This window comes from Kitasatospora sp. MY 5-36 (genome assembly GCF_001182915.1).
Classification (GTDB): Bacteria; Actinomycetota; Actinomycetes; order Streptomycetales; family Streptomycetaceae; genus Kitasatospora.
The window spans coordinates 1-4,669 of the sequence record NZ_LFVW01000558.1 but is presented as its reverse complement, the minus strand read 5'-3'; the positions used below and the strand labels follow the sequence as shown (position 1 = coordinate 4,669).

Here is a 4,669-nt window from a genome sequence, read left to right as displayed (position 1 = left end):
CAGTTGCCCGGCCAGCGCGCCGCGCGGCGGCGGGGCGGGCGGGGGTGGGAGCTCGGGTGGCGGGGTGTGCGCGGCGGGTCACGGGGGCAGCGCGGCTTGCGGGGTGGGAGCTGGGGCGGCGGGGCGTTGGCCGGCCCGGGGGTCAGAGGCGGTGGATCGGGGGGACTTGGTAGGTGCCGTCCAGGACGGCGGGTTCGGGTTGGTAGATGCGGAGGATGGGGCGGAACTCGCCGGGTGGGGTGGGGAGCCAGTTGGCGGCGGCGGTCGGGTCCTCGGGCTGGTCGTGCCGGAGGGTCAGGGTGAGGGAGCCGTCCTCGCCGTGGACCAGTCCTGGGGTGCGGTCGCCGATCGAGTAGCGGTCGATCGGATTCTCCACCAGGTAGTAGTCCGGGACGGAGTACATCGTGACGGACCAGAATGCCCCGGCCGGGGGCGGCTGGTCGAAGCGCAGGGTGTAGTCGTGGAGGCCGGTGAGGGGCCGGCCGTCGGAGTCGTCGTAGGTCATCGCGTACGAGGCCTCGTAGGCGTGGTTGCCCCAGAGGCCGGCCCGGGCGGCGGCGGCCCGGCTGAGGTAGGCGGCGCGGCGGTCGGGGATGCGCCACTCGGGGTCGTCGAGGGTGCCGGGGCCCAGGTGGTCGGTGTTGTAGTCGAAGAGGTGGAGGGCGCTGCGCCACTCGCCGGGCGGGTGGTCCTCGGGCGGGCGGGTGGCGTCCTCGACCCGTTCGCGGCCGGCGGCCAGGCCCTTGGCCAGCGCCAGTGTCCATTCGGCGGCGGCCGCGCGGTACGGCGAGGCGCCGTCGTCGAGCAGGCCGAGCGGGGCGAAGCGGCGCTGGTACTCGATGTCGGCGGTGGCGGGCGGGAAGGCCTGCATCCAGACCCGCAGCCGCTCGAAGAAGGCCAGCCGCTCGGGGACGTCCGCGTCCGGTTCGGGGAGTCCGGCGACCAGGCCTCCGGGTTCCAGCGGTTCCAGTTCGAGGGCGGCCTGGAGGGCCCGGACCCGGGGGAAGTCGTCCGGGCCGGCGCAGGCGAAGCGGCCGACGAGGGTGCCGACGGTGGTCGGCAGTTCGATCACCCGGTCGGGGTCCGAGGGGGTGCCGTGCCAGCCGGGCGGGACGATCAGCCAGGTCTGCGCGCCGGTGCCGGTGGCCCGGCGGCCGAGGTAGGCGACGTTGTCCGTCCAGGCGTCGATGACCTGCAGCACGTAGTAGGCGCCGGCGGTGTCCGGGACGCGCAGCACCTGCGGGCCCTCGGAGAGGTCGAGCTGGGCGATCGAGTAGACCGTGTCGTTGTTGACCGAGACGAAGCGGTCGGCCGGACCGGCCAGTCGGGTGGCGTGGCTGAGGTGGTTGAACGGCGCCGCCGGCAGGGTGCCCAGGCCACCGCGGTCGAAGCGCTCGACCATGGTGAGGCCGGCGACCAGCGGGTAGCCGTAGACGTACGCGTCGGCGGCCAGGGCCTCCAGCTCGGGCTGGTTCATCACGGGTCCTTCGTCCGGGGCGGGCAGCCGGTCGGCGGGGGCGGCGGCGCCGGCACGGCACCGGTGGGACGCTCGACGCCGGCGGGCCGTCGGTGCCGGCGCGGCGGGCGGGTCCGCCGTACGGGGCGCGCACCGGGCCGGGGTGCGGTCGCCGACCGCGGTACACCTCGGATGCTAAGCGGGGCCGGGTGGGGCGGCATGTCGGACCGGAAGCCGCGCGGCTTCCGCCCGCCGGGATCTGCTGTGCGCTGATCCGGGCGTACCGGCGGGGCGGCCGGGAGAGGGTCGTCGGTATGAAGATCCTCCTGCTTGGGGGCTCGTCCTTCCTCGGACGGGCCTACGCTGCCGAGGCCCTCGCCAGGGGCCACCGGGTGACCACCTTCAACCGCGGCCGCAGCGCCGCCGACCTGCCCGGTGTCGAGGCCGTCCGGGGCGACCGCGACAGCGCCGGGGACCTCGCCCGGCTGGTCAACGGCCGCGGCTGGGACGCCGTCGTCGACACCTCCGCCCAGCAGCCCGCCCAGGCCGCGCTCAGCGCCCGACTGCTGCGCGAGCGGGCCGGGCACTACACCTTCGTCTCCTCCGTGCACGCCTTCGCCGACTGGCCCGCCCACGTGGTCGACGAGGGTTCCGCGCCGCACCCCTGCCCCGCCGACACCCCGCCCGACCAGCCGCCCGGCAACGCCCTGAAGGCCGGCTGCGAGCGCGCCGTGCTGGCGGGGTTCGGCGCCGGGCGCACGCTGGTACTGAACAGCGGGCTGCTCGTCGGGCCGTACGAGTTCGGCGGCCGGCTGCCCTGGTGGCTGGAGCGGATGGCCCGCGGCGGGCGGGTGCTCGCCCCGGGGGATCCGCGGCGGACCATGCAGGTGATCGACGTCCGGGACTTCGCCGGCTTCGGGCTGGACCTGCTGACGGCCGGGACGGCGGGGCGGTTCGTCACGACGGCGCCGCCGGGGCGGCTCCGCTTCGGCGAGTGGCTGGAGACCTGCCGGGAGGTGGCGGGCGCCGCGGACACCGAGCTGGTCCGGGTCCCGGACGGGCCGCTGCTCGCCGAGGGGCCGGACCGGGTCGACTGGTGGACCGAACTCCCGCTCTGGGCACCGGACCTGCCCGAGCTGGCGGGCGTCTGGCTGGCCGACACCGGCCGGGCGGAGGCGGCCGGGCTGCGCTGCCGGCCGTTCGCCGAGACGGCGCGGGACACCTGGGAGTGGCTGCGGACGCGCGGGCCGGTCGAGGACACCGACGCCGAGGGGCGCAAGGGGCGGCCAGGGGCGGCGGTGCGGCACGGCATCGAACCCGCCAAGGAGCGGCGGCTGTTGGCCGCCTTCGGCTGACGGCGAGGTCGGCCGGGCCGTGGAGGCGGCCGGGGGTGGGAAGCCGGCCGGGCTGGCCTCCCACCCCCCGGGGAGACACCGGGGAAAGGCCCGGGGACGCATCCGGCCCGGGCGGCCCGCTCAGTGCGTGCGGCGGGTGACCAGCTCGGCGAGCGCCAGCAGCTCGTCGGCCGCGGCCGGCTCCGGGACCGCGGCGGCCAGCTGCGCCATCGCCGTGGCCATCCGCTCGCAGGACTCGCCCTGCGCCCAGCCACGCCCGCCGGCCGCCTCGACGGCCGCCGCGCACTGCGCCAACTCCTCGGGGCTCAGCGGGCGTTCGATCGCGTACAGCTCGGCCAGCCGCTTGCCGTCCACGGTGCCGGACCCCAGCGCCGCGACCACCGGCAGCGACTTCTTCCGGGCGACCAGGTCCGCGCCGACCGGCTTGCCGGTGACCGCCGGATCCCCCCAGATGCCGATCAGGTCGTCGATCAGCTGGAAGGCCAGGCCGATCTCCCGGCCGAAGCCGTCCAGCGCCTGCGCCGCCTCCTCGGAGGCGCCCCCGTACAGGGCGCCCATCGAGCAGGCCGCGCCGAGCAGCGCGCCGGTCTTGGCCTCCGCCATCGCCAGGCACTCGGGCAGCGAGACGTCGTCGCGCCGCTCGAAGGCGCAGTCGATCTGCTGGCCCTCGCAGAGCTCGACCACGCAGTCGGCGAGCCGGCGGATCGAGCCCTGGGCGGCCGGGTGGGTGTCCTCGGCGAGCAGGCGCAGCGCGAGGGAGTGCATGGCGTCCCCGGCCAGGATGGCCTCGGTGGTGCCGAACACCCGCCAGGCGGTGGGCCGGTGGCGCCGGGTGTCGTCCCGGTCGATGACGTCGTCGTGGAGCAGGGTGAAGTTGTGCACCAGCTCCACCGCGGCGGCCGCGGCGACGGCCTCGTTGGGCCTGCCGCCCAGGGCCTGGGTGGCGGCGAGGACCATGGCCGGCCGGATCGCCTTGCCGGCGGGTGCCTCGGCGGGGGTGCCGTCCGCCTCCCACCAGCCGAAGTGGTAGCCGGACACCTTGCGCATGGTGCCGGGCAGCGAGTCGACGGCGGCCCGCAGGACCGGGTCGACCAGGGCGCGGGTCCGGGCGAGGATGTCCGCCGCCTCGTGCCCCTCTTTGTGGTCCCGCTCCAGCGTGGGACTCGTCATGGGTCTCTCCCCCTGTCGGGCGCCTGTCGTGGGACGGCCCGCCGACGGCGGACCGGAGTTGCGCTGCGGTGCCGGGCGCGGTCGCGCCTCGCCCCGGCCGGGCCCGTGCCGACGGGGTCGGTACGCACCGGGGTCGTACCGGCAGGGTCGGTACGCGCCGGGGTCGTACCGGCCGGGTCCGTACGCGCCGGGGCCGCCGTCCGCCGGGGCCGGATGGGCGGCCCCGGCGGACGGCACGACGGCGCGGCGCCGCGACCGGCCGTGCGAACCGTCAGTACTGCGCGATGTCCACGTTCTCCAGGACGCCGACCGCGTCCGGCACCAGGATCGCGGCGGAGTAGTAGGCGCTCACCAGGTAGGAAATGATGGCCTTGTCGTCGATTCCCATGAACCGCACCGAAAGGCTCGGCTGGTATTCGTCCGGAATTCCGGTCTGGTGGAGGCCGATGACGCCCTGGTTGTCCTCGCCGATTCGCATCGCGAGGATCGAGCTGGTGCTCCCGACGATCGGGATCTTGTTGCACGGGAAGACCGGGACGCCGCGCCAGGACTGGATCTGCTTGCCGTCGACCTCGACCGTGTCCGGGTAGAGGCCGCGCTTGTTGAGCTCCCGGCCGAAGGCGGCGATGGCCCGGGGGTGGGCCAGGAACAGCTTGGTGCCGCGGCGGCGGCTGAGCAGCTCGTCCAT

General features: G+C 75.9%; 3 protein-coding genes and 1 pseudogene. 1 reads left to right on the top strand and 3 read right to left on the bottom strand.

What is annotated here, in order from left to right:
• Positions 1-142 precede the first annotated feature (142 nt).
• Positions 143-1,477, bottom strand: a complete 1,335-nt coding sequence (locus AE652_RS29965) for a DUF1254 domain-containing protein (RefSeq protein WP_049657142.1) — start codon at positions 1,475-1,477, stop codon at positions 143-145.
• A gap of 293 nt (positions 1,478-1,770) precedes the next feature.
• Here AE652_RS29965 and AE652_RS29960 point away from each other — a divergent pair, with 293 nt between their 5' ends.
• Positions 1,771-2,811, top strand: coding sequence for an NAD-dependent epimerase/dehydratase family protein (locus tag AE652_RS29960; RefSeq protein WP_049657141.1), 1,041 nt, complete (start codon positions 1,771-1,773; stop codon positions 2,809-2,811).
• A 120-nt stretch (positions 2,812-2,931) separates the two neighbouring features.
• Here the strand turns inward: AE652_RS29960 and AE652_RS29955 are convergent, their stop codons facing one another.
• Both AE652_RS29955 and AE652_RS29950 read right to left on the bottom strand, forming a co-directional pair.
• Entirely contained in the window at positions 2,932-3,981 is a 1,050-nt protein-coding gene (locus tag AE652_RS29955; protein ID WP_049657139.1) for a family 2 encapsulin nanocompartment cargo protein polyprenyl transferase, read from the bottom strand.
• A 271-nt stretch (positions 3,982-4,252) separates the two neighbouring features.
• Positions 4,253-4,669, bottom strand: a pseudogene (locus AE652_RS29950) (Crp/Fnr family transcriptional regulator); the annotation flags it as partial.